The organism is Streptomyces sp. RFCAC02 (assembly GCF_004193175.1).
Classification (GTDB): domain Bacteria; phylum Actinomycetota; class Actinomycetes; order Streptomycetales; family Streptomycetaceae; genus Streptomyces.
Window position 1 is genome coordinate 3,996,675 of record NZ_SAUH01000001.1, and the last position, 26,799, is coordinate 4,023,473.

Genomic DNA, 26,799 nt, shown 5'->3' on the forward strand with positions numbered 1-26,799 from the left:
TCATTCGCGCAGTGCGTCGATCACGCTCGCGAGGTGCGCGCGGACGGCCGCCTCGGCCGCCCGCGGGTCCCTGGCCCGGATCGCGTCGATCATGGCCAGGTGCTCGTTCAGGGACTGCTGCGGGCGTCCGGGCCGCAGCGCGAGCTGGAACCGGTGGCGCACGAGCTGGCCGTTGAGCCGCTCCAGGAGCGAGACGGCCGTCTGCTGGCCGGAGAACTCGCGCACCATGGCGTGCAGTTCGTGGTTGAGGTCGGAGTAGACCATCGGTTCGCCCGCGGCGACGGCCTTCGTCATCGCGGTGCCGACCTCCGCGAGCCGGTCGAGCTGCCCGTCGTCGGCGGCGAGTGCCGCCTTGGCCGCGCACAGCCCTTCGAGGGCCATGCGGCACTCGATGATGGCGACGGCTTCCTCGACGCTCACCACCCGTACCCGCGATCCGCGGTTGCGGATGCGTTCGACCAGTCCTTCCGACTCCAGTTCGATCAGCGCCGCTCTGACGCTGGCCCGTGTCACACCGAACTGCTCGGCGAGTTCGTTCTCCACCAGCCGCTGGGCCGGTGCCATCTCGCCGCGCAGGATCGCCTGCCGCAGCCGGGTCAGTGCCTGCTGTCTGGCCTGCTCCCCGCTGGTCGGACCGGCTTGCTTCGGCATGTGCCCTCCCTGAGTGAGTGCCCGTCGAACCTAAATCTAGGGCAACAAGATTGTCAACGATTTCGTTCGGAATCCTCCGGCGCCCGCTCCCGGGCGGGCCGCCCCGGCCGCCGGGGGCAGGCGTACGGTGGTGTCCGTGGACGTGACCAGCGATGTTCTCGAACGGCTCGATCTCGGTGAAGTCCCCTACGAGGAGGCCGTGGACGCCATGGCCGGCTGGGTCGAGCGACGGCGGGCCGGCGAGATCGGCGACCGTCTCGCGCTCCTCAGCCATCCGCCCGTCATCACGTACGGCAGCCGCACCCCGCCCGAGGAGCTGCCGGCCGCAGGCGACATCCCGCTCGTCCCCGTCGACCGGGGCGGCCAGGCCACGTACCACGGTCCGGGCCAGCTCGTCGGCTACCTCGTCATCAACCTGCGCGAGCGCGGCCCCGGCGACATCGTCCGCTGGGTGGAGAACGGCCTGATCCGCGCGCTGGCCGACCTCGGCGTCACGGCCGTGCGCCGCGACACCCCGCCGGGCGCGCAGAGCCTCGTCGGCGTGTGGATACCCGGCGGTCCCGAGCCCCGCAAGATCGCCTCGATCGGCATGCGCATCAGGAACGGCGTCACCAGCCACGGCTTCGCGCTGAACGTGGACCCCGCCCTCGGCGCGTTCGGCACCTTCACGGCCTGCGGGCTGCCCGACGTCGCGATGACGTCCCTCGCGCGGCTCGCCGCCGAGCACGGCACCGCCCCGCCCACCGCCGACGCCGTACGGGAGTCGGTGGCCCGGGCGTTCGGCGCGCGGGTCCGCTGACGCGGGTCCGCCCGGCGCCCGGCCGCAACCCATTCGTGCGTTTTGGCCGAAACCCTCCCTTCCCTGTCGGGCCGCCGACGGCGGACACTGGCGGGGACAGGGGAGGGGTGGACGCCCCCTGACCGCCCTCTGCCGACTCCACCGCACCTGGCCCGCCGGGCCTTTCACCGTGCCCCGAAGGAGTTCCGCATGAGCACGAGGCCCCTCTTACGCCGACCACCGGCCGCCAGGGTCTGTCCGGCGGGTCCTGCCTGTCCCGCGACGCCGGCCACGACACCTCGCCGCATTGCCGCATCGCGCGAATACGCCGGGTATGAACTGCGATCCGGCGCCTTGCGACGCACCGCGTCCGACGCCGCGAGCCGCGCCAGGACCCGCCGGACAGACCCTGGACGCACCGCGCCCCCTGACCCCGCCGGCCGCCCCGTCACCCCGTGACGCGGCCGCCCGCCCGCGCGCCCCGGCGGCGCCCGGCACCCCGGGCACCCCGGCCCCGGGGACACCCCGCGCCCGGCGCCCCACTCCGCGCCGTACGCCGCTCCCGCGCGCCGGCCCTCCGACCCCGACCGAGCACCAGCCGACCGAGCACTGTCCGACCGCACGCCCGCTGACCCGACCGCCGTGCCCCCAGCCCGCGGCGCACGGCCGTGACCCGCGCCCCCTCCGGCGCACCGGTTCCCACCTCGACCCGCAGCACACCGCCCCCGCCGCCGGGCGGCACGCTGCCGCGTGACGGGAGGTCGCGCCCGCATGACCACGGAGACCAGCCCCCACCCCGCCCCTCGTACCCTCTCCCCGGGCACCCGCGTCCCCCCACAGGCGGCCGCCCCCCGATCCGCGCCCCCTGCGTCCTTCACGCGCCCTCGCGCGCCCCAGACGCGCCACCCCGATCTGGCCATCTGGCCCCGCTCGGCCCAGTTCACGGCCGACGGCGCGGACATGCGGGTCGGCGGCGTCCGCCTCACCGGCGTCGCCGTGCGCCACGGCACACCGGCGTACGTCATCGACGAGACGGAGGCGCGGCAGCGCTGCCGCGCGCACCTGGACGCGTTCCCCGACGGCGTCCTCGTGTCCGCCGCTCCCGCGCTGCTGCGGCCGGGGCCGCTGGCCTGGATCGAGGAGGAGAAGCTGGGCCTCGCCCTGGTCTCGGCCGCCGAGCTGACGCGGGTGGCCCGCGCCGGTTTCCCGTGCGACCGCGTGACGCTGCACGGCGCCGCCGGTGACCCGGCCTCCATCGCGACGGCCCTGCGGCTGGGCGCGGGGCGGGTCGTCCTCGACAGCAGCGCGGACGTGCACCGGCTGGCCGCCCAGGTGCCGCCGGGCACACGGCAGCAGGTGCTGCTGCGCGTCACCCCCGGCACGTCGCGGTCCCCGGCGCGGCGGACGAACGGCCTGTCGCTGCCGGACGGTTCGGCGCAGCACACGATCGGCAGGATCCTGGCGCAGCCGCGCCTCTCGCTCGCCGGCCTGCACTGCGACGTCGGCGCGGACGTCACGACGGCCAAGCCGTACCTGCCGGCGGTGCGCCGGCTCGTCGGGCTGCTGGCCCGGGTCCGCGACCAGTACGGCGTGGTCCTGTCGGACCTGGTCCTCGGCGGCGGCCACACGGCCGCGCACCGGCCGGGCGACCCGGAACCGGACCTGACGGCCCTGGCCGCGCGCGTCCGCGCCGAACTGATCGAGAGCTGCGCGGCGACGGCGCTGCCCGTCCCGCGCCTGGTGATCGAGCCGGGCCGCGCCCTCACCGCACCGGCGGCCGTGGCGCTGCACCGGGTGCTGCGCGTCGAGGACACGGCGCACGGCCGCGTCGTCACGGTGAACGGCGACGGCACGACGGGCGTCCCGTACGCGACGGCGCCCCGTGTGATCGGCCGCCGGACGGCACCGGCACGGCGTCCTGCCACCCTCGTTCGGCACGGCGGCGGCACTCCGGCGACGGTGGCGCTGCTGCCGGCCGACGTGACGACGGGCGACCTGCTGGCGACACCGGCGGCGGGCGGGACGGCGCCACCGACCGACACCCCGCTGATCGCGGTGGCGGACTCGCGCGCCCGCCTGTTGGAGGGCTGAACGGAGGACGCCGGGTCAGGACTCGCGTTCCGCGCCCGCGGGCGTCTGCGGGTCCTCCCGCCCCAGCATGTCGGCGAGGGGTGTCCCGGTACGGGCCGCCGCGATGCGGCGCGCCCGCACCTGGGCGCGGGTGCGGGGACGGAACTTGGGGTCCTTGCCGCAGCCACAGGGCTCGCGCCCTTCGTACCGCAACCCGGCACCGAGCACGGCGGCGACGACGGTCCACGCCTTGATGTCACGACGCCGAGGCACGGCGAAGTCATGCCCGGCACAGACCATCACCCGGGAGCACCGGGGACACGAGTGCGTACCACCCTCGGCGTGCTGCTTGAACGCGAGACGACAGGGCACGCACACGTAATGCAGCCTGTAGGGGTGCTCGGCGTAATAACACACAACCCGACCGTACCCGCCCCCACCACGGCCGACGAGGGCATTCGTCAGGCAGGCGGAAGCGCATCGAGGAGCATCTCGACGGCTGTCTCGGGGGACCTCTACCGGGAGGAGCGTGGACACCTGCACGAACCACTGCGCACGATGCGGGCGTTGCTTACCGCCCTGCCTGGCCACTGCCTCACTATGAACAAGGAGCATCAAGGCGCATGATCACCACGAACAACGCACTTGGAAGCGCTGAGTGGTTCACTTCCAGTTACAGCAACGACCAAGGGGGCAACTGTGTGGAGGGGGCACGGCTCACCGGCGGTGCGATGGGAGTCCGTGACTCCAAGGACACCTCTGGTCCGGCCTTCATCTTCGCCAGGCGGACCTGGGAAGGCTTCCTGACAGCCGTGACAACCGGCGAACTCCGCCTATAACTTGCTACGGGTGCTTTATGAGAGATGCCGGACTCCACGAAGTAGGTCAGCGAGCCTGCTCCCGCACGCGCGGGGATGGTCCCACGATGGCGGCCTGATCCCGAGACGAGGCCACCCGCTCCCCGCACGCAGGGAGACCGTCCCCGCGCGGTGTGCGCGGGTATCACTGCTGCCGCCCCTGGACGGTCTTGGCGCTGGAGCCCATCATCTACCCGGAGCGCTTGATGGGTGCTTAGGTGCGCCGTGCGGCGGCCGTTGTGTGCAATCGCCGCCTGACTATTCCTTCAGCGACCAAGGAAGAGCTTGAGACGCATGATCGACAGGGACAACGCCCTGCGAAGTGCTGTGTGGTTCACTTCCAGCTACAGCAACGACCAGGGGGGCGCCTGTGTGGAGGGGGCGCGGCTCGCCGGGGATGCGATGGGGGTCCGCGACTCCAAGGACACCTCTGGTCCGGCCTTCATCTTCGCCAGGCGGGCTTGGGAAGGCTTCCTGACAGCCATGACAACCGGTGAACTCCGTCCGTAACTCGCCACGACGCTTGTTATGGCCAATTCGCGAAGAAGGCCGGACTCTGCGAAGTTCATGGATTCTCCGACCCACGCCGCATAAACCCGCAGGTCGGCGAGTGTGCTCCCCGCACGCGCGGGGATGGTCCCCCGTTGACCGTGACGTGCGGGGCGGCGGCGCGGTGCTCCCCGCACGCGCGGGGATGGTCCCTGCACGCGCGCGCTCGGCTCCGGCGGGCGGAAGTGCTCCCCGCACGCGCGGGGATGGTCCCAGGAAAAACGGCTTGTGGCGGACCCACATTGAGTGCTCCCCGCACGCGCGGGGATGGTCCCGAGGACGACCAGAGCCTCCCCGCCGCGCTCCGGTGCTCCCCGCACGCGCGGGGATAGGGCCGGGGGTGGGTCAGTTGGTGGGCCTGTTGTGTTCCCTTGCTTCGGCTGTCTCTCGGCGGGAGCCTGCTCGGCGGGACATGCGGAGCAGTAGGACCGAGATCGCTGCCAGGAGGACCAAGGCGATGCCCACCACCACGTCCACCGCCCTTGAGCTTTCGGTCACCTCGGTGTTCCGCAGGCCGATCACCCATGGTGAGGCGATCATCCAGGCGCCCAGGACCAGCAGGGCCGCGTCGGCCCACTTGCCGGGGTAGTGGGAGAACCGGACGATGCCGAGCAGGATCACCACGATCCCGACGCCCAGCTCGTTCCGGGACGCCTCCTTCGCCGCGTCGGGTGTGTCCGCGATCCACGGCGCGACGCACAGGACCACCCCGGCCGCGATCGTGAACAGTCCGATGAGCTCCTGCCGCTCCCCCCGGAACAGGGCCTCCTTGTACCGCGCCAGCGATGCCTCGGACCGGCCCGACCGGTCCGACCGGGCACGGGACGTCTGTGCTCCATAAGTCGTGGCCATGCGACGTACCACCTTCGCTCGGACGTATGTCCGCGCCGGGTACCCAGACCCGGCGCGCATCCACCGGACCGGCGAGGGCGCGGCCGGGTCAGTCCGCGCGAGCCCGCCCGGTGGACTCCAGCACCGTGGTCAGGAAACGACGCACCGTGTCCAGCTCCGCCGCGTCGAACCCCTCCGCGGCCGCCACCACCTCGCCGATCACCGGACCGAAGAACGACCACCCCAGCTCCGTGGCCTTCTCCTCCACCTCCAGCAGCACGCGCCGCCGGTCGGCCGTGTCCCTGCTGCGCCGGACCAGGCCGAGCCGCTCCAGCCGGTCCACCAGGGCCGTGGTGCCGGCCGAGTTCAGCCGCAGTTGCCCGCCGAGCCATCCCGGGGTGGCCCGCGTGCCCGTGCGTGCCGCGTCCAGCAGGTGAATCAGTGCCCGCACGTCGGTGGGGTGCAGCCCGTTGCGTGCTGCGAACTCGGCGCCCAACTGGTCGAACTCCACGGTCACCGCGCGCAGCAGGTGAACCAACCCCATCACCGGACTCCGGTCGTCCATGCCGCGCTCCCTCATGACCTGCGTACTATCTCGCTGAACGAGATTATCGCCCAGCGAGAGGAATGGCATGTCCGCGTCCGCTTTCGACCTTGCCTACGACGAGCTGCGTGCCCGCTGGCCCGAGTCCACCGAGGAACGCGACGTCGCCACGCCGTACGGGCGCACCCGGGTCCACGTGTACGGCCCGGCGGACGGCAGGCCGCTGGTGCTGCTGCCCGGCGGATCCGCCACCGGCCTGGTCTGGTGGGCCAACGCGCCGGCCCTCGGTGAGCGGTACCGCGTCCACGCGGTGGACCTGCTGGGCGACGCGGGCCGTACCGAACGCGACGGCACGCCGTTGAAGAACGCCGCCGACCTGATGGCCTGGCTGGACGCGCTGCTGGACGGTCTCGGACTGGACCGCACGCACCTGTGCGGTCACTCGTACGGCGCCTGGATCGCCGCCGGGTACGCGCTGCACGCGCCGCAGCGGATCGACCGTCTCGCCCTCCTGGACCCCACCCAGGTCTTCGCCGGATTCCGCCCCGGCTACCTGCTGCGCGCGCTGCCCACCCTGATACGCCCGGACGAGGCCCGCGCCCGCGCCTTCCTGGCCTGGGAGACCGGGGATCACCGGCCGGACGAGTCCTGGCAGCGCCTCTACGCGCTCGCCTCCACGGCCCCCGGCCGCAAGATCGTGGCCGGCCGCTGCCCCCGGACGGCCGGCCTCCGCATGCCGGTGCTGGTCCTGGTGGCGGAACGCAGCCGCACGCACCACGCCGCCAAGGTCGCGGCCCGCGCCCGCCGGACACTCCCGCACGCCGAGGTGGCACTGCTCCCCGGAGCCACCCACCACTCCCTGCCCCACACCGACCCGCAGCAGGTGAACGACCACCTGATGGACTTCCTCGGCTGACAGGCACCCCCTGCGCCGAAGCGGGGCGACTCCCGGCCGTGAGTCCTCGAACGCCGTCCTCACGCCTCGGATCCGGCCGCGCCCCCGCGCACCCCTCCCGGCGTCGCGACGGCCCAGGAGCCACGTGATCGGACGTACAGAAGACCCGCTCTCCTCGGGGCGGTGACCGATGCGGTGAACGGGCCGTGCCCCAGGTGCAGGGGCGCCCCGATCCGGAAGTCCGGGCGCAGCACGTGGAGCGAGAACGCGGCCCCCTCGTGCTGGGTGATCCGCAGGGGTGTCCGGCCGCCGGGATGCCGCAGAACGTAGGAGCCGGTCGTTTCCAGCTCTCCCTGCCACAGCGGGATCTCCTCCGGCGGGTGCAGCCAGACGCGCCACTTTCCCCCGGTGTGCATCTGGAGGCGTATCGCGTCCCGGCCGTCGGCCTCGACCGGAACGATCGCCCGCCGCAGCGGGGAGCCGTGTGTGAGGATCTGCCGGGGCCGCCCGTCGCTGCCGGGCGGGCTGGTCAGCTCGACCCAGGAGTCCTCGGACCGCTCCAGGTGGACCACCAGCAGGGCGGGTGTACGGGGCGAGGTACGGGACAACTGGACGCCCGTGGTCCCGCGGCTCTCCCAGCGCTGCCGCGCGCCCGTCCGCTCGGGCCACGCCCCGTAGGGATCGGTCGACGCGGGCGGTGAAGGTGGCGAAGGGGCGGGGCGGTGTTCCGTGCGCCTTTCCGTGCCCGCGGCGGTCGAGCCCGGAGGCGGGTCGGGCCGCTGTTCCCGCGGCCTGGTCCTGATCGGCGGCATCCCGTCCGCCAGGCGTACGGCGTCGGCCGCGCACACGGCGATCGTCCGGGCGGTGCCCCCGGCGGGCGCCCAGCGGACCTCCTCGGTCGCCTGCCCGTGGCGGGGGTCGAAGAAGCAGGTCGGATGCCGCTGCGGGCGTGGCCGCCCCGCGACAAGGGCGTCCACGCAGGCCAGCGCGTGGCGGCCCTCGTCGAGAGCACGCAGCACATCGGTGGCGTCCTCAAGGCTCCGGTCGCCGACGAGACTCTGTTTGGCCTGCTCGTACGCGTCCAGCGCCCGTTGGTAATCGGCGAGGAGGCCGGGATCGTCCCGGTGGTCGCTCGGTGTGAAGGAATGCCGGGCGAGCGTTTCGCCGAATGCCGTGATCTCCGCGTCGACCCGCGCGAGCTCGTCCTTGCTGCCGCGTCCCCGGAACAGGCCGGTGATCGCCCCCACTATCCCGTCAGCCACGCGGAGGATCCCAAGTCCCGGGCCGGGTTCCTCGCTTGCCACTTCCGCCGGCCATCAGATCGGGGTGTTGTCGAAGGGGGCTGTCAGGACGCGGAGGAGTGCCGCCAGGTCGCGGCGCTGTGCCGCCGTCAGGTCGCCGAGGATCGCGCGTTCCTGGGTCAGCAGGCCCGCCAGTGCCTCGTCGGCGTGGTGCTGGCCGGCCGTCGTCAGGCGGACCAGGACGCCGCGGCGGTCGGTCGGGTCCGGGAGGCGTTCGACCAGGCCCTTCTTCGCCAGCCTGTCGATGCGGTTCGTCATCGTGCCGGACGTCACGAGGGTCTGGGTGAGAAGCTGACCGGGGGAGAGCTGGTACGGGCTTCCGGCGCGCCGCAGGGCCGTGAGGACGTCGAACTCCCACGGTTCGAGACGGTGCTCGGCGAACGCCAGCCGGCGCGCCCGGTCGAGGTGGCGGGCCAGGCGGCTGACGCGGCTGAGCACTTCGAGCGGTTCGACGTCCAGGTCGGGGCGCTCGCGCCGCCAGGCCGCCACCAGCCGGTCAACCTCGTCCTCCATGGGGGCAGTCTAATAGTTGTGTCGATATGAAGTCTCACGACATGGAGTCTCACGACGTCGAGAGTCTTGACGTCGAGAGACTGGCGGATGAGGATTCCGGCCATGGCACCCGCGCACGATGACCGAGACCGCCCCGCCCCGCCCGTATGGGACCCGGCCCAGTACCAGCGGCACAGCGGGCACCGCACCCGGCCGCTGTACGAGCTGCTCGCCCGCGTCCCGCCGCTGCTGCCCGCCGGTGACGCGCCCCGCGTCGCCGACCTCGGGTGCGGCCCGGGGAAGCCGAGCCTCGTCGTCGCCGAACGCTTCCCCACCGCCCGCATCACCGGCTACGACAACTCCCCGGCCATGCTGGCCGAGGCCGAGCCGTACGCCGGACCCCTCGCCGGCGGCGGCGGGCTCGACTTCCGGTGCGCGGACCTCGCCGAGTGGCGGCCCGGGGAGACGTTCGACCTGATCGTCTCGAACGCCGCCCTCCAGTGGGTCCCCGGCCACCTCGGCCTGCTGCCCGACTGGGTCGCGGGCCTGGCGCCGGGCGGCGTCCTCGCGTTCCAGGTCCCCGGGAACTTCGACGCGCCGAGCCACGTCCTCATGCGCGAGATCGCCGGCGGCCGCCACTGGCGCGGCCGGCTCGGGGACGTCCTGCGGCACCGCGACGCCACGCACCCCACCGGCGAGTACTTCGCCGGGCTGGCCGCCATCGGCTGCGAGGTGGACGCGTGGGAGACCACCTACCTCCAGGTCCTCCACGGCGACGACCCCGTGCTCGACTGGGTGCGGGGAACGGGGCTGCGGCCCGTCCTCACCGCGCTGGACGACGACCCGGAGGCGCGCGACGCGTTCGTCGCCGAGTACCGGGACGCGCTGCGCGAGGCGTACCCGCCCGGGCCGCACGGGACGCTGTTCCCGTTCCGCCGCGTCTTCGTCGTCGCGCAGAAGGGGTGAACGGGAGGGTTCACAGCGAGGTGAGGCCCTTGACCAGCGTGGTGAGCCCGCCGCCGAGCGCCAGGAGCAGCACGGTCAGGCGGGCCGCCCGCTCCGGGGTGCGCGGGGCCAGGAAGCGGCCGAGCACCTCGCCGGCCGCGAGCCCGGCGGCGGCCAGCAGCCACACGCGGCCCGTGAGGTGGGGGAGACCCTTCACCGTGACGGAGAACGCGTTCACGACGACGCCGTAGAACTGCGCGTTCGGCACGAACTCGCGGACCGTCCAGCCGGCGTTCACGGCGTACAGGGACACCGCCGGGCCGCCGACACCGGCCGACGCGTTCATCAGACCGCTCGCCGCCCCCGCCGCGACCGCACCCCCGCGCCCCCGCAGCGCCCGCGCCCGCAGCCCCCGCATCACCAGCAGCACGGCCGCCGTCACCACCACGCCCGTGCAGGTCAGCAGCACCGGGTCCGGCAGACGCACGGCGAGCCACGCGCCGACCGGTACGGTCACCGCCGCCGCCGCGACGAGCGGCAGCATCGTGGCCGGCCGGACACCGCGCCAGGTCGAGGCGAGCCCCGACGCGCTGATCGCGCCGCTCGCGCAGTTCGACAGCGCCACCCCGCTCGCCGGACCGAGCAGCAGCGCGAGCCCCGGCACCGCCACCAGCGCGAAACCCACCCCCGTCAGCCGCTGCACCGCAGCCCCCGCGAAGACGACACAGCCCAGTACGGCGGCGGCCCACTCGGACGACACGGACGACTCCTCACCTGGGACGACGGGCGGCGGCCATTCTCGCCGACCGCCGCGGCGGCCGTCCGGGCGGGCCGCTGTGGGCCGGGCGGGCGAATTCGGCGGCCCGGCGGGACTACCGCGCCCCCGCCGGGTAACCCGCCGCCGCGCACCCGACCGGACGGAGACAGGCGATGGCGACCACCCCGGGGGACAGCGGCACGGAACCGGAGGCGGTGAGCCTCCGCCTGCCCGGGCTGCTGCTCGGCGTCGGCCTCGGCGGCTTCGTCGACGGCATCCTGCTGCACCAGCTCCTCCAGTGGCACCACATGCTGACCAGCACCGACACGGACAGCGTCGGCGTGAAGTACTACGACCCCGACACGGTCTCCGGGCTTGAGATGAACACCGTGTGGGACGGCTTCTTCCACACGGTGTGCTGGCTCGCCGTCCTCTCCGGGCTCGCGGTCCTGTACGCCCGCGTCACGCACGGCCGGCGGCACGTGTGGACGTCCCGCGTGCTGTGGGGCTGGGTCCTGGCCGGGTGGGGGCTGTTCAACGTGGTCGAGGGCATCGTGGACCACCACATTTTGGGCATCCATCACGTGCGCGGCGGCGGGAGCCAGGTGTGGTGGGACATCGGGTTCCTCGTCCTCGGGGCGCTGCTGATCGCCGCCGGACACCTGCTGCGGCGCGGCGCCCGTCCCGTCGAGCCCGCCGGGGCGCGCCGTGCGGGGCGGGTCGCCTGATGGACCACGGTACGCACGGCCACGCCGGCGGGGGAGCGGCCGTCCTGCCCGTGCTGCTGACGCTCCTCGTGCTCCTCGCCTGCGCGTCCGGCTACGTCCTGCTGGCCCGCCGCGCACGGCTCCGCAACCCGGCGCGCGGCTGGAGCCCGTGGCGGACGGCCGCGTTCACCGGCGGCATCGCCCTGCTGGCCACCGCCCTCCTGCCGCCCGTCTCGTCCCTCGCGCACGGCGACTTCCGCGGCCACATGACCCAGCACCTGCTGATCGGCATGTACGCGCCGCTCGGCCTCGTGCTCGGCGCGCCCGTCACGCTGCTCCTGCGGACCCTGCCCGCGCCGCACGGCCGCCGCCTGACCGCCGTCCTGCACAGCCGGCCCGCCCGGCTCGTCACCCACCCGGCGGTCGCCGTCGCCCTGTCCACGGGCAGCCTCGCCGCGCTCTACTTCACCCCGCTGTACGGCGCGGCCACGGTGCAGCCGCTCGGGCACTGGCTGCTGCACGCCCATTTCCTGCTGTCCGGCTGCCTGTTCGCGCACGCCATCGCGGGTCCGGACCCGGCGCCCGCCCGGCCCGGCGTGCGCACGCGCCTGGTGTACCTCGGCTGCGCCATCGCCGCGCACGCCGTGGTGGCGCAATTGCTGTACGGCGGTTTCTGGACGCGGGTCCACGTGCCCGTCGCCGAGCTGCGGGGCGGCGCGGAGATCATGTACTACGGCGGTGACCTCGCCGAACTCCTCGCCGCCGCCGCCCTCGTCGCGACCTGGCGGCCCGGCCGCGGCCCGGTCCCCGCGACGCCGGTGGCGCCGGCGCGGCGTCGGAGCGTCAGGGCAGGGTGAGGACGCGCGGGCCGTCCTCCGTGATGGCGACGGTGTGCTCCATGTGGGCGGCCCGGCTGCCGTCGGTCGTGCGCAGCGTCCAGCCGTCGGGCGCGGTGGCGTACGCGTCCAGGCCGCCGGCCAGGAACATCGGCTCGATCGCGAGCACCAGGCCGGGGCGCAGCGGGTAGCCGCGCCCCGGGCGGCCGCGGTTCGGCACGGACGGGTCCTCGTGCATGCGGCGCCCGATGCCGTGCCCGCCGTAGTCCGGCAGGACGCCGTACCCGCCCTCGTCGGCGACCCGCCCGATGGCGTGCGAGATGTCGCCGATGCGGTTGCCGGGGACGGCGGCGGCGATGCCGGCGTCCAGGGCGCGCCGGGTCGCCTCCAGCAGCGCCGCGTCGTCCTCGCGCGGCGTGCCGACGGTGAACGTGACGGCGGCGTCGCCCGCCCAGCCGTCGAGCTCGGCGCCGCAGTCGACGCCGATCAGGTCCCCGTCGCGCAGGCGGTAGTCCGTGGGGATGCCGTGGACGACGGCGTCGTTCACCGAGGTGCAGATCACCGCGGGGAAGGGCGTGGGGGCGAACGACGGCCGGTAGCCGAGGAACGGGGACGTGGCGCCCGCCTCGTCGAGGACCGCGCGGGCCGCCCCGTCCAGCTCCCGCAGCGACACGCCGACGTCCGCCGCCGCCCGTACGGCGGCCAGGGCCTGCCCCACGACACGCCCGGCCTCCCGCATCGCGTCCACCCCGGCAGGGGTCTTGATCTCCACCATCGTGCCTGTTCCTCCAACGCCGGAAAGCGGCGCACGGCGCCGCGTCCAATACTTATACCGGTATTAGTATCACGACCATGGTGAGAACCCCCCTGACCCCGTGGGAGCGCGAGCGCGGCGAGCGCTTCGGCGCGCTGCTGCGCCGGGCACGCGGCGAGCGCAGCATGGTCGAGATCGCGGCGGCCGCCGGAGTGTCGGCGGAGACGCTGCGCAAGATCGAGACGGGCCGGGCGCCGACGCCGGCCTTCTTCACGGTCGCGGCGCTGGCCGGCGCGCTCGGGCTGTCCCTGGACGAGCTGGTGGCGGCGTGCGCGCCGGAGGACGAACGGCTCGGGGAGGCGCTGTCGGCCTGAGCCACCGGGCATGAATCGTTAAAAAAATCCGTCGGCGGGCGGCAACCTTTCCCCCGCCCGCGGCGACCTCGGGTTGGTCATGTCCCCCACAACCAACCCGAGGAGACAGCGTGTCCCCTGCACCAGGACGCAGGCACGGGCGCGGTCGCAGCCGCCCCCGGGGTCTGGTCACCACCCTGCTCGCCGCCACGCTCGCCGCCGCCGGCCTCGCCGCCCAGCCCGGTACGGCCGCCGCGAGCGCCGACACCGCCGCCGTCCAGGACGTCCGGCCGCTCGCCCAGCTGGAGAACCTCGACCGCGGCCTCGTCAGCGTGCACACCGGCGACGGCAACCTCGTGAGCTGGCGCTACCTCGCGAGCGACCCGGACGACGTGGCGTTCAACCTCTACCGGGGCGATCTCAAGGTCAACAGCAGCCCCATCACCGGCGCGACCAACTACTTCCACGCCGGCGCGCCCAACTACGCCGACTACCGCGTCCGCCCCGTCGTGAACGGCGTGGAGCAGGCGTTCTCGCCGCACGCCATCCAGTTCCGGCCCGGCTACTACGACGTCCCGATCGAGCCCCCCGCCGGCGGCAGCGTCAACGGATCCAGCTATACGTACAACGCCAACGACGCCTCCGTCGGCGACCTGAACGGCGACGGCACGCTGGAGTTCGTCCTCAAGTGGGACCCGAGCAACTCGAAGGACAACTCCCAGTCCGGCTACACCGGCAACACCATCATCGACGCCTACACCCTCTCCGGCGAGCGGCTGTGGCGCATCGATCTCGGCCGCAACATCCGCTCCGGCGCGCACTACACGCAGTTCCAGGTCTACGACTACGACGGCGACGGGTCCGCCGAAGTGGCGATGAAGACCGCGGACGGCACGGTGGACGGCCGCGGCACGGTCATCGGCAGCGCGAGCGCCGACCACCGCAACTCCAGCGGCTACGTCCTGTCCGGCCCCGAGTACCTCACCGTCTTCGACGGGGAGACGGGCGCCGCCCTCGACACCGTCGACTACGTCCCCGGCCGGGGCAGCGTGTCGTCCTGGGGCGACTCGTACGGCAACCGCGTGGACCGGTTCCTCGCCGGGACCGCCTACCTCGACGGCGACCGCCCCTCCCTCATCATGGCCCGCGGCTACTACACCCGCACCGTGATCGCGGCCTGGGACTTCCGCAACGGGCAGCTCACCCGCCGCTGGACGTTCGACACCAACAGCTCCACGAACGTCGGCCGCGGCTACGACGGGCAGGGCAGCCACAGCCTGTCCATCGGCGACGTGGACCGCGACGGCCGCGACGAGATCGTCTACGGCGCGATGGCCGTCGACGACAACGGCTACGCCCTGTGGACGACGCGCACCGGTCACGGCGACGCCCAGCACCTCGGCGACTTCGACCCGAACAGCGCGGGACTCGAGTACTTCAAGGTGTCCGAGTCGAGCAGCCAACCGTCGTCGCTGCGCGTCAACCCGGCGAACGGGCAGATCGTGTGGCAGACCGCCTCGGGCTCCGACAACGGCCGGGGTGTCGCGGGCGACATCAACCCGAACAACGCCGGGGGCGAGTTCTGGTCGGCGGCCGACTCGACGCTGCGGGGCCTGTCGGGATCCTCGGTGGGCCGCGAGCCGTCGAGCGTCAACTTCCTCGCCTGGTGGGACGGCGACCCGAGCCGTGAGCTGCTCGACGGGACGCACATCGACAAGTGGGGCAGCGGCGGCGACACCCGGCTGCTGACCGGCTCGGGCGTGGCGTCCAACAACGGCACGAAGGCCACTCCGGCGCTCTCCGGCGACATCCTCGGCGACTGGCGCGAGGAGGTCGTGTGGCGCACGAGCGACAACCGCGCGCTGCGCATCTACTCGACGCCGATCGAGACGGACCTGCGCATCACGACGCTGCTGCAGGACCGGATGTACCGGACGGGCCTGGCGTGGCAGAACACGGCCTACAACCAGCCCCCGCACCCGTCGTTCTTCCTCGGCACGGGGATGGGTACGGCGCCGCGTCCCTGACGTGGCGTCAAGGGAGCAACCCGACCGGGCCACGAGGTTGGTCTCAACGGGTGAACGGCGGCAACCGAATCCCTCCGGACGCGTTGTTCAGGGCGCTCGACACACAGGGCATCCCAGAACTCGGAAGGACAAGCCAGTGATCAAGAAGACGCTCGCCACGGTTGCCATCGCGGCCTCCGCCTTTGCCGTTGCCGGTGCCGCTGCCGCCCCGGCGATGGCGATCGGTGGCGACGAGGAGGGCACCAGCTCGGTCAACGGCAACGGCAGCGACCAGGTCTACGGCAACACCACCACCGGTGGGTACATGAGCCCGAACATCTCCCTGGTCAACGGTTCGCTGAACAAGCCGTGCATCGCCGTTCCGAACCTCCAGGCCCAGAACATCGTCGGCCTGGTCAACGTCGGCCTGCAGGACGTCATCACCGGCGACCCGCAGCAGAACTGCACCGAGAACTCCACGCAGACCGACGGCGACGACCCGCTGTCGCACATCCTCTCGGACCTGTCCCTCCTGTCGGAGAACGGCGTCTCGAAGCACTGAGGATCTGCGGACCCGGGTTCTTCGGCCTTCTGACCGGCGTTCCGCGAGCCGCGGCCCCCTCCCCCGCCACCCCGGGGAGGGGGCCGCGTTCTGCTGTCCGCGCCCCACCTGCCGCGCCGGGCCGCTACGTCCTGCGGCGGCCGACGAGCTTCGGGTCGTGTTCGAGGCCCTGGAGGCCGTGCCACGCCAGGTTCACGAGGTGCGCGGCCACGTCGCCCTTGCGGGGGCGCCGCACGTTGAGCCACCACTGGCCCGTCAGCGCGACCATGCCGACGAGCGCCTGCGCGTACATCGGGGCGAGCTTCGCGTCGAAACCGCGGCTCTTGAACTCGTGCCCCAGGATGTCCTCGACCTTGGTGGCGATGTCGCCGATGAGCGACGCGAACGTGCCCGTCGACTGCGCCACCGGCGAGTCGCGCACGAGGATGTGGAAGCCGTCCGTGAACTGCTCGATGTAGTCCAGCAGGGCGAACGCCGCCTGCTCCAGCAGCTCGCGTGGATGCCCGGCGGTCAGCGCGCCGGTGACCATCCCCAGCAGGCGGCTCATCTCGCGGTCCACCACGACCGCGTAGAGCCCTTCCTTCCCCCCGAAGTGCTCGTAGACGACCGGTTTGGACACGCCGGCCTTGGCGGCGATCTCCTCGACCGACGTGCCCTCGAATCCGCGCTCCGCGAAGAGCGTGCGGCCGATGTCCAGCAGTTGTTCCCGTCGCTCGGTGCCGGTCATCCGGCGCCGGGGGCCGCCCCGCCGCCCGGAGCGTGCGGGTCGGCCCTTGCCGCTGTCCTGGATGCTGTTGTCGGTCGCCACGCCCCCATCATGCCGCGCGGGACGCGGTCGTTTCCTTCCGGTTTACGGCACTGCCCGACTCATCCGCGGTCGTTTTGTTACGCTTCGCGTCGATTCGCGACTGCTTGGGCCAGCGGACGTCGTACACCCAGCCGGCCTTCTCGAACCAGCGGATCAGCCGCGCGCTGGAGTCGAGCTGCCACCGGTCGACGCCGTGCCGCGCGCACGTCGGATCGGCGTGGTGCAGGTTGTGCCAGGACTCGCCGCACGACAGGACGGCGAGCCACCAGACGTTCCCCGAGCGGTCGCGCGACCGGAAGGGCCGCTTCCCCACCGCGTGGCAGATGGAGTTGATCGACCAGGTGACGTGGTGCAGCAGCGCGATCCGTACCAGCGAGCCCCAGAACAGCGCCGTCGCCGCGCCCTGCCACGACCAGGTGACGAGACCGCCGATCGCCGCCGGCGCCGCGATCGACACGACCGTCCACAGCACGAACTGCCGCGAGATCCGCCGGATGTCCGGGTCCTTGATCAGGTCGGGGGCGTACTTGCGCTGGTCCGTGTGCTCGGTGTCGAACATCCAGGCCATGTGCGCCCACCACAGGCCCTTCAGGAGCGCGGGCAGCGTCTCCCCGTAGCGCCAGGGTGAGTGCGGATCGCCCTCGGCGTCCGAGTGCTGGTGGTGCTTGCGGTGGTCCGCGACCCAGCGGACGAGCGGCCCCTCGACGGCGAGCGACCCGGCGATCGCGAGCGCGATCCGCATCGGCCGCCGCGCCTTGAACGCGCTGTGCGTGAAGTGCCGGTGGAACCCGATCGTGATGCCGTGGCAGCCGAGGAAGTAGAACGCCGTCATCAGCCCGAGGTCGAGCCAGCTCACCCCCCAGCCCCACGCGAGCGGCACCGCCGCCACCAGCGCGATGAACGGCACCACGATGAACAGCAGCAGCGCCACCTGCTCCACCGACGTGCGCTGCTCACCGCCCAGGGTGGCGGTCGGCAGCGCGGTCTCGTCGCCGGACACCGGCACGGGCTCCCCGGCGGGTGCCTGCGGCCCGTCGGGCGGCGCGGTCACCGCCGATTCAGGGGAAGAAGTCATGAACGTCCTCGGTCGTGGGGGGTGGGGGAGGTTTGAGGAGACGGCCCGCACGGGAATGGAGCGCCCGGTCAGGAAGGCGCCACCGGCTACGCGGCCGTAACCTACGGTGTCGTAAGTATTGCAGGCGGCGACGACGCCGCAGGCCCCGAGACCACTTCCGACCGCACCCCGGCGGTCGCGTGACGGCGCCTGACTACGATTGACCCGTCGGACAGCGCGGTCCGGTCACGAGCCCCATGACCTGCCAAGAGAACGAGCTGCGAGGAGCCGCACCCGTGAGCAGTCCAGACAGCAGAGAAGTCCCGGAGCCGCTGGGCGTGTCCGACGCCAAGGACGCCAAGGGCCTGCCGGAAAGCAGTAGCGCGCTGCGCGCCGACATCCGCCGTCTGGGCGATCTTCTCGGGGAGACCCTGGTCCGCCAGGACGGCCCCGAACTGCTGGCCCTCGTCGAACGCGTCCGCCGGCTCACCCGCACCGACGGCGAGGCCGCCGCCGAACTCCTCGGCGGCACCGACCTCGCGACGGCCGCCAAGCTGGTGCGCGCCTTCGCCACCTACTTCCACCTCGCCAACGTCACCGAGCAGGTCCACCGCGGCCGCGAGGTCAGGGAGCGCCGCGCCGCCGAGGGCGGCGTCCTCACCCGCACCGCCGACATGCTGAAGGACGCCGACCCGGAGCACCTGCGCCGTACGGTGGCCAACCTCAACGTCCGCCCGGTGTTCACCGCGCACCCGACGGAGGCGGCGCGCCGCTCGGTCCTCACCAAGCTGCGCAAGATCGCCGAACTCCTCGACCGGCCCGCCGACGGCTCGCGGAGCACCGACCGGCGCCTCGCCGAGTACATCGACCTCATCTGGCAGACCGACGAGCTGCGCGTCGTCCGCCCCGAGCCCGCCGACGAGGCCCGCAACGCCGTCTACTACCTGGACGAGCTCCAGGCCGACGCCGTCGGCGACGTGCTGGAGGACCTGGCCGCCGAGCTGGAGCGGGCCGGCGCCCCCCTGCCCTCCGGCAGCCGCCCCCTCACGTTCGGCACCTGGATCGGCGGCGACCGCGACGGCAACCCGAACGTCACCCCGAAGGTCACCTGGGACGTCCTGCTCCTCCAGCACGAGCACGGCATCAACGGCGCCCTGCACCACATCGACGAGCTGCGCAGTGCCCTGTCCAACTCGATCCGCAACGCGGGCGCCGGCCGGGAGCTGCTCGACTCCCTCGCCGAGGACCTGGAGCGCCTGCCGGAGATCACGCCGCGCTACAAGCGGCTGAACGCCGAGGAGCCCTACCGGCTCAAGGTCACCTGCATCCGCCAGAAGCTCGACAACACCCGCACGCGCCTCGCCGAGGGCACCGCGCACGTCCCGGGACGCGACTACCTCGGCACCGGCGAGCTGCTGGCCGACCTCGCGATCGTCCAGGCGTCGCTGCGCGAGCACCGCGGCGGCCTCATCGCCGACGGCCGGGTCGAGCGGGTCATGCGGACGGTGGCGGCGTTCGGCCTCCAGCTCGCCACCATGGACGTGCGCGAGCACGCCGACGCCCACCACCACGCGCTCGGACAGCTCTTCGACCGCCTGGGCGAGGAGTCCTGGCGCTACGCCGACATGCCGCGCGAGCAGCGCACCAAGCTGCTGGCCCGCGAGCTGCGCTCCCGCCGCCCGCTGGCGCCGACGCCCGCGCCGCTGGACGCGGCCGGCGCGAAGACCCTCGGCGTGTTCGAGACGGTCCGCAGGGCGCTCGACACGTTCGGCCCCGAGATCGTCGAGTCGTACATCATCTCGATGTGCCAGGGCGCCGACGACGTGTTCGCGGCGGCCGTGCTGGCGCGCGAGGCCGGCCTCATGGACCTGCACGCCGGGTGGGCGAAGATCGGGATCGTCCCCCTGCTGGAGACCACGGACGAGCTGCGCATCGCGGACGAGCTGCTGGACGCCATGCTGTCCGACCCGTCCTACCGGCGGCTCGTCTCGCTGCGCGACGACGTGCAGGAGGTCATGCTCGGCTACTCCGACTCCTCCAAGTTCGGCGGCATCACCACCTCCCAGTGGGAGATCCACCGGGCGCAGCGGCGGCTGCGCGACGTGGCGCACCGGCACGGGGTGCGGCTGCGGCTGTTCCACGGCCGCGGTGGCACGGTCGGGCGCGGCGGCGGGCCGACGCACGACGCGATCCTCGCCCAGCCGTGGGGGACGCTGGAGGGCGAGATCAAGGTGACCGAGCAGGGCGAGGTCATCTCCGACAAGTACCTGGTGCCGTCCCTCGCCCGGGAGAACCTGGAGCTGACGGTCGGCGCCACGCTCCAGGCGTCCGCCCTGCACACCGCGCCCCGGCAGTCCGTGGAGGCGCTGGCGCGCTGGGACGCCGCGATGGACACCGTCTCCGAGGCGGCGCACGCGGCGTACCGGCGGCTCGTGGAGGACCCGGACCTGCCGGCGTACTTCTTCGCCTCGACGCCGGTGGACCAGCTCGCCGAGCTGCACCTCGGGTCGCGTCCCTCGCGGCGCCCCGACACGGGCGCGGGCCTCGACGGGCTGCGGGCCATCCCGTGGGTGTTCGGGTGGACGCAGTCGCGGCAGATCGTGCCGGGCTGGTTCGGCGTCGGGGCGGGTCTCGCGGCGGCGCGCGAGGCGGGCCTCGAGGACGTGCTGGGCGAGGCGTTCGAGCAGTGGCACTTCTTCCGCAACTTCCTGTCGAACGTCGAGATGACGCTCGCCAAGACGGACCTGCGCGTCGCACGGCACTACGTGGAGACGCTGGTGCCGCAGGAGCTGCGGCACGTGTTCGAGGTCATCGAGGACGAGCACCGGCGGACGGTCGCCGAGGTGCTGCGGATCACCGGCGGCGGTGAGCTGCTGGAGGCCAACCCGGCGCTCCGGCGGACCCTGCGCATCCGGGACGCGTACCTCGACCCGATCTCGTACCTCCAGGTGACGCTGCTGCACCGGCAGCGCGAGGCGGCGGCGCGCGGCGAGGAGCCGGACCAGCTCCTGTCCCGCGCGCTCCTGCTGACGGTCAACGGCGTGGCCGCCGGCATGCGCAACACGGGCTGAGCCCGCGCGGCGGGCCGGTCCGGCCGGGCGCGGTCAGCCCGTGCGGACCGGCACGCCGACGGCGGCGCGGGCGCCCAGGTCGAGGCCGAGCAGGCCGTCGAGGCCGGGGAAGCGCCGCAGCATCGCCTCCTTGAGGGCGTCCGCGTCCCGCGCCCGCTCCGCCTCCTCGCCGAACGCGGCGAGGTAGGCGCGGGTGAACGCGATCACCGACGGGTCGGTCGCGGTGTCGGGCGCGCGGTGGCCGGGGACGACGAAGGCGGCGTCCAGCGTCTCCGCCTCGGCGAGCACCGCGTCCCAGGCGGCCCGCGCGGCGGGGGACGGCGCGGCGGCCGTCCACGGGTGGAGGCCGGCGGATAGGGGGGCGCCGCCGATCAGCGCGCGGTCCTCGGGCTGCCACAGGTACTGCGTGCGGGGCGTCAGCTCCGGGTCGGACGGCACGCCGCCGCGCACCTCGAACACCCGCCCCTCCAGCTCCAGCGCGGACCCGGCCAGCGGTTCGGGGACGACGACCGAGCCGGCCAGGTTGGCGCCGAGATTCCGCCACGCGGCGCGGTGCCGTTCCGCGCCGGCGGCGATGCGGTCCGCCGTGCCGGGCGGCGCGACGAACCGGGCGCCGGGGAACGCGTCCCTGACCACTTCGAGGCCGAGCCAGCAGTCCGGGTCGGGCGTGCCGACGAACACGGTCGTGAGGCGCCTGCCCGAGTCCAGCAGCCCGGCGACGACCCGGTGCTGCTCGGCGAGTGTGAACTGCCCGTCCACGAGGAGGACGTCGCGCTCGCCCATGACCATGACGGACGTCTTGTGCAGGCCGGGACCGCCCGCCGTGTGGACGGCGTACGACAGCGCGGGGGTCGGCACGGGCGGCGGGGACATGCCCCAAGCGAAGCACGGCGGGGCGCGGGCCGCATTCCGGTGCGGCGGGCGGGGCGGCGCGGCAAACCCGCGCAACGGAATCCCGCGGAAAGTGACCCGATCCTGCCGGTGACCCGCGCAACCCTTTCCGGCCGGTGATCGCCGTAAACTTCCGGCGCCCTGTTGATTGTTTCGGGAAACCCGGGTCAACGCGGTGACGTGTTTCTCGCCCCGGGGTTAGCGTGGGCGCCGCCCCGGGGAATTCACCGAGTTTCGAACGAGCAGAGGAATTTCCTTGACCGAGGAATCACGAAACCCCCGCACATTCCGCCGAACCCTCACCCGCGGCGCGCTGGCCGCCGCCGTGACCGCCGCCTGCGCCGTCGCCGCCCTCCCGGCCACCGCGCAGGCGGCCTCCGACCCCGTGCCGATGATCATCGGCGGCGACGAGGCCACCGGTCCTTACGACTTCGTCACCGCCATCGAGATGACGCGCGACGACGGCGTCGCGCGGTTCCGCTGCGGCGGCTCGCTCATCGACGAGGAGTGGGTCGTGACGGCGGCGCACTGCGTCAGCGACCGGGAGACCGGCGAGGTCATCGACGCGTCGCTGTTCCACGCGCGTGTCGGCTCGCTCGACCGCACGAGCGGCGGCAGCACCGCCGAGGTCTCCGAGGTGTACGTCCACCCCGACTACTTCGACCTCGACCAGCCGCGCCAGTCGGACCTCGCGCTGCTCCACCTGGACCGGGCCGTGCCGAACGAGCCGGTGCCGATCGCCCGGAGCACCGGCCGCCCCGGCACGCAGCTCCGCATCCTCGGCTGGGGCTACGAGTCGAACGACGCCACCGAGCTGCCGACCACCCTCAAGCAGATCGACACCACGGTCCTCCCGCACCGTGAATGCCTCGACGGCGGCGAATGGGAATGGACCGAGGGCGACATCTGCGCCGACAACCCCGAGGACATCTACGGCCCCTGCGGCGGTGATTCCGGATCGCCCGGCCTGCTGTGGGTCCGCGACCACTGGGAACTCGCGGGCGCCGATTCCCGCAGCCTCGGCGACTGCGGCGTCACCACCGAAGTGCTGACCGGCATACCGAATTTCCGTGACTGGATCGAGGACACGATCGCCGGATGACGCGCACGGCGCGGACGGCACGCCCCCGCACCGGGAGGCACGCCGCCCGCGCCGCGCGGCCCCGTCAGATCCACAGCGCGAAGGTGACCCCGAGGGCGGCCAGGGCCGTGCCGGCCAGCGACCACGCGGTGCGGTACCAGCGCAGGCCCCCGGCGATCACGACGGCCGCCAGCAGGAGGCCGCCCATCAGCGGCGCCCACGCGAACAGGATGCCCGGCAGGCCCGTCACGACGGCCTCGTCCGTCCCGGGCCGCAGCGCCACCGGCAGCTTCTCACCGGCCTCACGGCCGATCGTCTGGTGCAGCTCGACGGTCTGCCCGGTCGGCGCGAACGGCCCGCTGCACACGTCCCGGTCGCAGACCGACAGGGTCATCTCGCCGCTGTCCCGGTCGCCGGGGAACATCGCGTGCGGCGCCGTGTCCCACGAGGCGCGGGCACCGCCCGCCAGCAGCAGCGCCGCCACGAGAAGGACCAGGACGATGCGGGCGACCAGCAGCGCCCCGAACGCGCTCTCCCCCGCCCTGCGGGCGAAGCTGCGACGTATCTCGGCCATGGCGGAGATCTTTGGCCACACTTGCGCGTACGGTCAAGCCGCGCGGCGGTGCCTCAGCCGTTGAACGCGCCCTGCGCCCGCTCAAGACCCTGCGTGATCAGCGCCTCGACGGCGTCCGCGGCGCGGTCCACGAAGTAGTCGAGCTCCTTGCGCTCGGCCGTGGAGAAGTCCTTCAGCACGAACGTCTTCACGTCCATGCGGCCCGGCGGCCTGCCCACGCCGAACCTGACCCGGTGGTAGTCCGGGCCGAGGGACGCGGTGATGGACTTCAGGCCGTTGTGCCCGTTGTCGCCGCCGCCGCGCTTCAGCCGCAGGACGCCGTAGCCGATGTCCAGCTCGTCGTGGACGACGACCAGCCGCTCCGGCGGCACCCGCAGGTAGGAGCTGAGCGCCGTCAGGGGGCCACCCGACAGGTTCATGAACGTCTGCGGCTTCGCGAGCACCACGCGCGGCCCGCCGGAGCCGGGCGCGCCGAGCCGCCCCTCCAGCACGAGGGCGCGGGACTTGTGCGACTTGAACGCGCCGCCCGTCCGCGCGGCGAGCAGGTCGGCGACCATGAAGCCGACATTGTGGCGGTTCGCGGCGTAACTCGGCCCGGGGTTCCCGAGCCCGGCGATGAGCCAGGGTGCGTCGTCGTTCACCCCCGCATTGTGTCAGGCACGCCGCCGCCCCCCGACCGGCGGCCGGTCGGGGGGCGGCGGGCAGCGGGATCAGGCGGAGGCCTCCTCGGCGGTCTCCGCGCTCTCGCCCTCGGCCGCGGCGGCCTCGGGGGCCGGCTCCTCGCCCTGCGGCTGGAGGACCTGGATCACGACGTCGTCGCCGTCGACCGCGAGCGACGTGCCGCGCGGCAGCGTGATGTCCTTCGCGAGGATGGAGGCGCCCGGCTCCAGGCCCTCGACCGACACGGTGACGGACTCGGGGATGTGGGTGGCCTCGGCCTCGACCGGCAGGGCGTTCAGCACGTGCTCCAGCAGGCCGCCGCCGGGGGCCAGCTCGCCCTCGACGTGGACGGGGATCTCGACGGTGACCTTCTCGCCGCGCTTCACGACGAGCAGGTCGAGGTGCACGAGGAAGCCGCGGATGGCCTCGCGCTGCACGGCCTTCGGGATCACCAGCTCCTCGCGGCCCTCGATGTCCAGGGTGATCAGGACGTTCGCGCTCTTCAGGGCGAGCATCGTCTCGTGGCCCGGGAGGGTCACGTGCACGGGCTCGGTGCCGTGCCCGTAGATGACGGCGGGAACCTTGCCGACGGCGCGGATACGGCGGGACGCGCCCTTGCCGAATTCCTTGCGGACCTCGGCGCTGATCTTCACATCGGCCATGGGTGCACTCCTCGTGAGGGAACCGGTACGGAAACGGTCACCCGGCCCCGGGGCGTGCGGGCCTGCTACGAAGAGCGCGCGTCGATAACGGTCGAACCCCTTGCCGGGCCCTTCCCTCGCCGAGCGACCTTCCCAGCCTACCCCGCCCCCCGCGCGAGCCCCGTCCGGCCCCAGGATGCCCCGCTCGTAGCCGGCGGCGACCGCCGCCGCCCGGCATGCGCAGGTCCATCAGCACGACGTCCGGGTCGAGCCGCTCGGTCAGCCCGACCGCCTCGACGCCGCCGGCCGCCTCGAACATGCCACGCAGGCCGTCCCGCACGACGGGATGGTCGTCCACGATCAGAAGCGTGCCCTCACTCATGGCCGGACAACGGTACGCGGACGCTGATCGCCGTGCCCTGCCCGGGCTCCGCCTCGACGGTCAGGGTGCCGGCGAGTCTTCCCGCGCGGGCGCGCGTCCCGTCGAGGCCGAAACCGCCGGTGCCGCGCCCGCTCGTGGCCGCCCCCGCATCAACCGATCGGCCGATGCCCCCTTACGACCCCCCGGCGCACACGCACCACTCCCGGCCCGACGCCATCCGGCACCGGCCCGGCAGCCGCCACGAGATCGACGGCGACCCCACCCCGCCCCCCGGGCAGCCGCAACCGGAACCGGTACGTCCGTGCCATGTCGTCTCCCGACGTACACCGTTGGATCAGACTGTCGCCTCTCTGGCCCGGTTGAGGACGCTGCGGGCCAGGGGGTTCGTGCGGTAGGGGTGCAGGATTCGGCTGATCCTGCGCACATGCTCGTCCGCGCGTCCGGAGTGGACGGCGGGGTATTCGTCGAGGCACCGGTTCCAGGACTCACATGCGGCCTCCAAGTGGCCGATTTCGAGCAGGCGCTCAGCCATCATGGCGCGGAAACGCACGCTTGACCGTCTGCTGTCGCCGTCGACTCTCAACCGGAAATGTGCCCGAAGGGATTCGATGCTTCCGGGTACATCCCCCAACTCGTAGCGGACCTGAGCGAGGTGGTAAAAGACCGTCGAGGGGTTGTAACCCCCGAAGACGTTCGCCCGGCTCTCCGCCTTCTCCATCAGAGTTTCTGTTGCGCGGATCGCAGCCAATGCCTGGCGGCGATCCCCCGCCACCGCATAGCTGTGCGCCTGCTGGCCCGCGAAGAATGCCTGCATGCGGGGCGTCACCGAGGAACTCGCTTCTGCCGCGGCGTCGGCCAGTTGCCTGGCGACCCTCCCGTGCCCCAGATCCGCCGCCTGAACCGACATGCCGCGCAGAATATGGCAATAGGTGAGGTGATCGCTGCTTGCTCCCGCAAGTTCCAGACCCTTGACGTAATAGCGCTGCGCCAGTCCGTGCAGCCCTTCGTCCACAGCCATCCACCCAGTGAGGTAGCACAGGAACGACGCTGCGGAAAGCATCGCCTTACGGACCTTCTCAGGTCCGTCCGCGCGCAGATACGGGGCCACCGTATGGGAGATGAAAGCTGCGGACATGGGTCTTGCGTACCGGCCGCCGAATCGGTCGTCCAACTCGGACAGGCGCTCGGTCATGTCCGAGACCGCTTGCACATCCGCCATGCCTATGCGGCGCAGGCGCCCCGAACGCACGGCATCCATGCGGCCGACCACGTCGCGCCAGCCAGGGATCGTCAGTGCAACGGAATAGAGACCAGCGCCGACAACCCCTCGCCGCGACGGGTCCATATCACTCCTCACCAGATCCACCAGTTCCTCCACGGTACGCGCGTACGGCGTCTGCGCGGGTGCGGGACCGGATGGCGCGGTCGGGAAAAGCTCCGCGGGTGTCACCGATCGACCTAGGCGTCTGGAAAGCACCTCGGCCACAAGGGGCCGGACAGGTGCACGCGGTGTTGTGCCGCTGAGCCACTGGCTCACGGACGGCTGGCCGTACCGAGCCGCTACGCCGGTCTCCGCGGCCACGCGGTTGACTGCGTGCGCGAACTGAGTCTCCGACAGGCCCGACTCGGCGAGGAGTCGTGAGAGGGCCTGGTTCGGCCGGTTGGCCATGCTGCGGCTTCTCCCGAAGTCTTATGTCTCTAATGATCTGCCCCGTCGAGCACGCTAGCGCCTGCGACGGCTGCGCGTTG

At 72.8% G+C, this 26,799-nt stretch carries 28 protein-coding genes, 2 pseudogenes and 1 CRISPR repeat array; of the genes and pseudogenes, 13 read left to right on the forward strand and 17 right to left on the reverse strand.

What is annotated here, in order from left to right; genetic code table 11:
* Nucleotides 1-651 carry a GntR family transcriptional regulator gene (locus EMA09_RS18600; protein WP_129842143.1) on the reverse strand — a complete coding sequence of 217 codons (651 nt, stop codon included), beginning with the start codon at nucleotides 649-651 and terminating at the stop codon, nucleotides 1-3.
* A gap of 136 nt (nucleotides 652-787) precedes the next feature.
* Here EMA09_RS18600 and lipB point away from each other — a divergent pair, with 136 nt between their 5' ends.
* Both lipB and EMA09_RS18610 read left to right on the forward strand, forming a co-directional pair.
* Nucleotides 788-1,450 (forward strand): lipoyl(octanoyl) transferase LipB, encoded by a 663-nt coding sequence (gene lipB / locus EMA09_RS18605; protein WP_240796465.1) that lies wholly within the window; start codon nucleotides 788-790, stop codon nucleotides 1,448-1,450.
* A 750-nt stretch (nucleotides 1,451-2,200) separates the two neighbouring features.
* Entirely contained in the window at nucleotides 2,201-3,520 is a 1,320-nt protein-coding gene (locus tag EMA09_RS18610; RefSeq protein WP_129842144.1) for a diaminopimelate decarboxylase, read from the forward strand.
* Between the two features lie 15 nt (nucleotides 3,521-3,535).
* Here EMA09_RS18610 and EMA09_RS29475 read toward each other — a convergent pair whose 3' ends face one another.
* Nucleotides 3,536-3,772: a hypothetical protein gene (locus EMA09_RS29475; protein ID WP_346655840.1), complete on the reverse strand. Its 237-nt coding sequence runs from the start codon at nucleotides 3,770-3,772 to the stop codon at nucleotides 3,536-3,538.
* 350 nt (nucleotides 3,773-4,122) lie between these two features.
* Between EMA09_RS29475 and EMA09_RS18620 the strand changes: the two genes are divergently transcribed.
* Nucleotides 4,123-4,338, forward strand: coding sequence for a DUF397 domain-containing protein (locus EMA09_RS18620; RefSeq protein ID WP_129842146.1), 216 nt, complete (start codon nucleotides 4,123-4,125; stop codon nucleotides 4,336-4,338).
* 312 nt (nucleotides 4,339-4,650) lie between these two features.
* A complete protein-coding gene (locus EMA09_RS18625; RefSeq protein ID WP_129842147.1) occupies nucleotides 4,651-4,866 on the forward strand; it encodes a DUF397 domain-containing protein in 216 nt (71 codons plus the stop codon).
* A 102-nt stretch (nucleotides 4,867-4,968) separates the two neighbouring features.
* Nucleotides 4,969-5,241: direct repeats of the CRISPR family, unit length 29 nt; unit sequence GTGCTCCCCGCACGCGCGGGGATGGTCCC.
* A 9-nt stretch (nucleotides 5,242-5,250) separates the two neighbouring features.
* Here the strand turns inward: EMA09_RS18625 and EMA09_RS18630 are convergent.
* Both EMA09_RS18630 and EMA09_RS18635 read right to left on the reverse strand, forming a co-directional pair.
* Nucleotides 5,251-5,757, reverse strand: coding sequence for an SPW repeat protein (locus EMA09_RS18630; RefSeq protein ID WP_168220762.1), 507 nt, complete (start codon nucleotides 5,755-5,757; stop codon nucleotides 5,251-5,253).
* Nucleotides 5,758-5,845: 88 nt separating this feature from the next.
* On the reverse strand, nucleotides 5,846-6,301 hold the full coding sequence (locus tag EMA09_RS18635) for a MarR family transcriptional regulator (protein WP_129842149.1): 456 nt from the start codon (nucleotides 6,299-6,301) through the stop codon (nucleotides 5,846-5,848).
* Nucleotides 6,302-6,368: 67 nt separating this feature from the next.
* On the opposite strand from EMA09_RS18635, the gene EMA09_RS18640 reads away from it, so the two are divergent.
* Nucleotides 6,369-7,196, forward strand: a complete 828-nt coding sequence (locus EMA09_RS18640; RefSeq protein WP_129842150.1) for an alpha/beta hydrolase — start codon at nucleotides 6,369-6,371, stop codon at nucleotides 7,194-7,196.
* 59 nt (nucleotides 7,197-7,255) lie between these two features.
* On the opposite strand, the gene EMA09_RS18645 is transcribed toward EMA09_RS18640, so the two are convergent.
* Entirely contained in the window at nucleotides 7,256-8,437 is a 1,182-nt protein-coding gene (locus EMA09_RS18645) for a hypothetical protein (RefSeq protein WP_129842151.1), read from the reverse strand.
* 54 nt (nucleotides 8,438-8,491) lie between these two features.
* Entirely contained in the window at nucleotides 8,492-8,989 is a 498-nt protein-coding gene (locus EMA09_RS18650; protein ID WP_129842152.1) for a MarR family transcriptional regulator, read from the reverse strand.
* Nucleotides 8,990-9,091: 102 nt separating this feature from the next.
* Here EMA09_RS18650 and EMA09_RS18655 point away from each other — a divergent pair, with 102 nt between their 5' ends.
* On the forward strand, nucleotides 9,092-9,934 hold the full coding sequence (locus tag EMA09_RS18655; RefSeq protein WP_129842153.1) for a trans-aconitate 2-methyltransferase: 843 nt from the start codon (nucleotides 9,092-9,094) through the stop codon (nucleotides 9,932-9,934).
* A gap of 10 nt (nucleotides 9,935-9,944) precedes the next feature.
* Here EMA09_RS18655 and EMA09_RS18660 read toward each other — a convergent pair whose 3' ends face one another.
* Nucleotides 9,945-10,673 carry a TSUP family transporter gene (locus tag EMA09_RS18660; protein WP_240796466.1) on the reverse strand — a complete coding sequence of 243 codons (729 nt, stop codon included), beginning with the start codon at nucleotides 10,671-10,673 and terminating at the stop codon, nucleotides 9,945-9,947.
* Between the two features lie 170 nt (nucleotides 10,674-10,843).
* Here EMA09_RS18660 and EMA09_RS18665 point away from each other — a divergent pair, with 170 nt between their 5' ends.
* Together EMA09_RS18665 and EMA09_RS18670 are read left to right on the forward strand one after the other, a co-directional pair.
* Nucleotides 10,844-11,398, forward strand: a complete 555-nt coding sequence (locus tag EMA09_RS18665) for a DUF2243 domain-containing protein (protein ID WP_129842154.1) — start codon at nucleotides 10,844-10,846, stop codon at nucleotides 11,396-11,398.
* Nucleotides 11,398-12,234, forward strand: coding sequence for a cytochrome c oxidase assembly protein (locus EMA09_RS18670; protein ID WP_129842155.1), 837 nt, complete (start codon nucleotides 11,398-11,400; stop codon nucleotides 12,232-12,234). The genes EMA09_RS18665 and EMA09_RS18670 overlap by 1 nt, the downstream gene beginning before the upstream one ends.
* Here the strand turns inward: EMA09_RS18670 and map are convergent.
* Nucleotides 12,221-12,988 carry a type I methionyl aminopeptidase gene (gene map, locus EMA09_RS18675; RefSeq protein ID WP_129842156.1) on the reverse strand — a complete coding sequence of 256 codons (768 nt, stop codon included), beginning with the start codon at nucleotides 12,986-12,988 and terminating at the stop codon, nucleotides 12,221-12,223. The genes EMA09_RS18670 and map overlap by 14 nt on opposite strands.
* A 77-nt stretch (nucleotides 12,989-13,065) precedes the next feature.
* Here map and EMA09_RS18680 point away from each other — a divergent pair, with 77 nt between their 5' ends.
* The 3 genes from EMA09_RS18680 (at nucleotide 13,066) to EMA09_RS18690 (ending at nucleotide 15,888) form a co-directional block, all read left to right on the forward strand.
* Nucleotides 13,066-13,341, forward strand: a complete 276-nt coding sequence (locus tag EMA09_RS18680; protein WP_129842157.1) for a helix-turn-helix transcriptional regulator — start codon at nucleotides 13,066-13,068, stop codon at nucleotides 13,339-13,341.
* A gap of 110 nt (nucleotides 13,342-13,451) precedes the next feature.
* A complete protein-coding gene (locus EMA09_RS18685; RefSeq protein ID WP_276324191.1) occupies nucleotides 13,452-15,347 on the forward strand; it encodes a rhamnogalacturonan lyase in 1,896 nt (631 codons plus the stop codon).
* Between the two features lie 136 nt (nucleotides 15,348-15,483).
* Nucleotides 15,484-15,888 carry a rodlin gene (locus EMA09_RS18690; protein WP_129842158.1) on the forward strand — a complete coding sequence of 135 codons (405 nt, stop codon included), beginning with the start codon at nucleotides 15,484-15,486 and terminating at the stop codon, nucleotides 15,886-15,888.
* Between the two features lie 124 nt (nucleotides 15,889-16,012).
* Here EMA09_RS18690 and EMA09_RS18695 read toward each other — a convergent pair whose 3' ends face one another.
* Both EMA09_RS18695 and EMA09_RS18700 read right to left on the reverse strand, forming a co-directional pair.
* On the reverse strand, nucleotides 16,013-16,678 hold the full coding sequence (locus EMA09_RS18695; protein ID WP_240796691.1) for a TetR/AcrR family transcriptional regulator: 666 nt from the start codon (nucleotides 16,676-16,678) through the stop codon (nucleotides 16,013-16,015).
* A gap of 25 nt (nucleotides 16,679-16,703) precedes the next feature.
* Entirely contained in the window at nucleotides 16,704-17,771 is a 1,068-nt protein-coding gene (locus tag EMA09_RS18700) for a fatty acid desaturase (protein WP_129842159.1), read from the reverse strand.
* Between the two features lie 317 nt (nucleotides 17,772-18,088).
* On the opposite strand from EMA09_RS18700, the gene ppc reads away from it, so the two are divergent.
* Nucleotides 18,089-20,821, forward strand: a complete 2,733-nt coding sequence (gene ppc, locus EMA09_RS18705; protein WP_240796692.1) for a phosphoenolpyruvate carboxylase — start codon at nucleotides 18,089-18,091, stop codon at nucleotides 20,819-20,821.
* 33 nt (nucleotides 20,822-20,854) lie between these two features.
* Here ppc and EMA09_RS18710 read toward each other — a convergent pair whose 3' ends face one another.
* Nucleotides 20,855-21,694: an MBL fold metallo-hydrolase gene (locus tag EMA09_RS18710; protein WP_129842161.1), complete on the reverse strand. Its 840-nt coding sequence runs from the start codon at nucleotides 21,692-21,694 to the stop codon at nucleotides 20,855-20,857.
* 274 nt (nucleotides 21,695-21,968) lie between these two features.
* Between EMA09_RS18710 and EMA09_RS18715 the strand changes: the two genes are divergently transcribed.
* The gene (locus EMA09_RS18715; RefSeq protein ID WP_129842162.1) at nucleotides 21,969-22,814 is read left to right on the forward strand and encodes a serine protease; all 846 of its coding nucleotides are present in this window, start codon (nucleotides 21,969-21,971) and stop codon (nucleotides 22,812-22,814) included.
* A gap of 64 nt (nucleotides 22,815-22,878) precedes the next feature.
* Here the strand turns inward: EMA09_RS18715 and EMA09_RS18720 are convergent, their stop codons facing one another.
* The 6 genes and pseudogenes from EMA09_RS18720 to EMA09_RS18745 form a co-directional block, all read right to left on the reverse strand.
* Nucleotides 22,879-23,367: a hypothetical protein gene (locus EMA09_RS18720; RefSeq protein ID WP_206305969.1), complete on the reverse strand. Its 489-nt coding sequence runs from the start codon at nucleotides 23,365-23,367 to the stop codon at nucleotides 22,879-22,881.
* Between the two features lie 53 nt (nucleotides 23,368-23,420).
* Nucleotides 23,421-24,008: an aminoacyl-tRNA hydrolase gene (pth, locus tag EMA09_RS18725; RefSeq protein ID WP_129842163.1), complete on the reverse strand. Its 588-nt coding sequence runs from the start codon at nucleotides 24,006-24,008 to the stop codon at nucleotides 23,421-23,423.
* A gap of 69 nt (nucleotides 24,009-24,077) precedes the next feature.
* Complete coding sequence (locus EMA09_RS18730; protein WP_129842164.1) at nucleotides 24,078-24,689, reverse strand: 50S ribosomal protein L25/general stress protein Ctc; 612 nt, start codon at nucleotides 24,687-24,689, stop codon at nucleotides 24,078-24,080.
* A 199-nt stretch (nucleotides 24,690-24,888) separates the two neighbouring features.
* Nucleotides 24,889-25,050, reverse strand: a pseudogene (locus EMA09_RS18735) (response regulator); the annotation flags it as partial.
* Nucleotides 25,043-25,171, reverse strand: a pseudogene (locus tag EMA09_RS29045) (sensor histidine kinase); the annotation flags it as partial. The pseudogenes EMA09_RS18735 and EMA09_RS29045, both read right to left, overlap by 8 nt.
* Before the next feature lie 213 nt (nucleotides 25,172-25,384).
* Nucleotides 25,385-26,719 carry a tetratricopeptide repeat protein gene (locus EMA09_RS18745; RefSeq protein ID WP_129842165.1) on the reverse strand — a complete coding sequence of 445 codons (1,335 nt, stop codon included), beginning with the start codon at nucleotides 26,717-26,719 and terminating at the stop codon, nucleotides 25,385-25,387.
* Nucleotides 26,720-26,799: the final 80 nt, after the last annotated feature.

What these genes read in the sequence shown, in the direction of transcription:
- EMA09_RS18640 (WP_129842150.1), top strand. Translation starts at nt 6,369, where the DNA reads ATGTCCGCGTCCGCTTTCGACCTTGCCTACGACGAGCTGCGTGCCCGC.
- EMA09_RS18730 (WP_129842164.1), bottom strand. Translation starts at nt 24,689, where the DNA reads ATGGCCGATGTGAAGATCAGCGCCGAGGTCCGCAAGGAATTCGGCAAG.
- EMA09_RS18710 (WP_129842161.1), bottom strand. Translation starts at nt 21,694, where the DNA reads ATGTCCCCGCCGCCCGTGCCGACCCCCGCGCTGTCGTACGCCGTCCAC.
- EMA09_RS18635 (WP_129842149.1), bottom strand. Translation starts at nt 6,301, where the DNA reads ATGGACGACCGGAGTCCGGTGATGGGGTTGGTTCACCTGCTGCGCGCG.
- EMA09_RS18610 (WP_129842144.1), top strand. Translation starts at nt 2,201, where the DNA reads ATGACCACGGAGACCAGCCCCCACCCCGCCCCTCGTACCCTCTCCCCG.
- EMA09_RS18680 (WP_129842157.1), top strand. Translation starts at nt 13,066, where the DNA reads ATGGTGAGAACCCCCCTGACCCCGTGGGAGCGCGAGCGCGGCGAGCGC.
- EMA09_RS18650 (WP_129842152.1), bottom strand. Translation starts at nt 8,989, where the DNA reads ATGGAGGACGAGGTTGACCGGCTGGTGGCGGCCTGGCGGCGCGAGCGC.
- EMA09_RS18630 (WP_168220762.1), bottom strand. Translation starts at nt 5,757, where the DNA reads ATGGCCACGACTTATGGAGCACAGACGTCCCGTGCCCGGTCGGACCGG.
- EMA09_RS18670 (WP_129842155.1), top strand. Translation starts at nt 11,398, where the DNA reads ATGGACCACGGTACGCACGGCCACGCCGGCGGGGGAGCGGCCGTCCTG.
- EMA09_RS18655 (WP_129842153.1), top strand. Translation starts at nt 9,092, where the DNA reads ATGGCACCCGCGCACGATGACCGAGACCGCCCCGCCCCGCCCGTATGG.
- EMA09_RS18665 (WP_129842154.1), top strand. Translation starts at nt 10,844, where the DNA reads ATGGCGACCACCCCGGGGGACAGCGGCACGGAACCGGAGGCGGTGAGC.
- EMA09_RS18625 (WP_129842147.1), top strand. Translation starts at nt 4,651, where the DNA reads ATGATCGACAGGGACAACGCCCTGCGAAGTGCTGTGTGGTTCACTTCC.
- EMA09_RS18700 (WP_129842159.1), bottom strand. Translation starts at nt 17,771, where the DNA reads ATGACTTCTTCCCCTGAATCGGCGGTGACCGCGCCGCCCGACGGGCCG.
- EMA09_RS18720 (WP_206305969.1), bottom strand. Translation starts at nt 23,367, where the DNA reads ATGGCCGAGATACGTCGCAGCTTCGCCCGCAGGGCGGGGGAGAGCGCG.
- EMA09_RS18745 (WP_129842165.1), bottom strand. Translation starts at nt 26,719, where the DNA reads ATGGCCAACCGGCCGAACCAGGCCCTCTCACGACTCCTCGCCGAGTCG.
- EMA09_RS18600 (WP_129842143.1), bottom strand. Translation starts at nt 651, where the DNA reads ATGCCGAAGCAAGCCGGTCCGACCAGCGGGGAGCAGGCCAGACAGCAG.
- EMA09_RS18620 (WP_129842146.1), top strand. Translation starts at nt 4,123, where the DNA reads ATGATCACCACGAACAACGCACTTGGAAGCGCTGAGTGGTTCACTTCC.
- map (WP_129842156.1), bottom strand. Translation starts at nt 12,988, where the DNA reads ATGGTGGAGATCAAGACCCCTGCCGGGGTGGACGCGATGCGGGAGGCC.